Here is a 517-nt window from a genome sequence, read left to right as displayed (position 1 = left end):
CGCTCCTGCAGCTGGCGTGACGACCAGTTCTCAAGGCGGCAAAGTTCGATGTAGAAGTCCCGCTTGAGCGGATCGTCCAGGTACATCAGAGTCTTGATGTGGGTCCAGCTCAATTGTCTCCGCAGCGCGGAGAGAATTGCTTCCTCCGGAAAAGCCTCCGCGACGCGGAGACAATGTCGCAGCTGCTTTTCTCCCCAGCCGCGGCCATAGGCCGCCGTCAGCCGTACAGACACCGCGCGCACGATCTGCTCGCCATAGATTCCCCGTTCGCCTTTGAGCACCACGGACTGGATGCGCCGCCCGATCTGCCAGTAGAGCAAGGTGAGTTCCGCGTTGACAGCCGCGGCCGCCCGCGTCCGGGCACTGTCAATCAACTCCCGCAGTTCGGAGACGAGATGGGTCTCCACGATCTGTGGCGAACTCATAGCCGCCCTCCTCGTTCCGCGACTCCACTCACGTCGGCATTCACGGCAATCGCACACGGATATGCCGCTCCCGTAGTACGTTGCTCTTGAAA

1 protein-coding gene is annotated in these 517 nt (G+C 61.3%); it reads right to left on the bottom strand.

All coding sequences use genetic code 11. The annotated features are described in order from the left end of the window. Positions 1–425, bottom strand: a 425-nt coding sequence (locus tag AC1DY5_RS58300; protein ID WP_478123135.1) for a DUF1016 N-terminal domain-containing protein, incomplete at its 3' end; no start/stop codon positions are given. Between the last annotated feature and the right edge of the window lie 92 nt (positions 426–517).

Source organism: Variovorax sp. P4_D9 (assembly GCF_056401695.1).
This window is presented reverse-complemented; position numbering and strand designations above follow the sequence as displayed.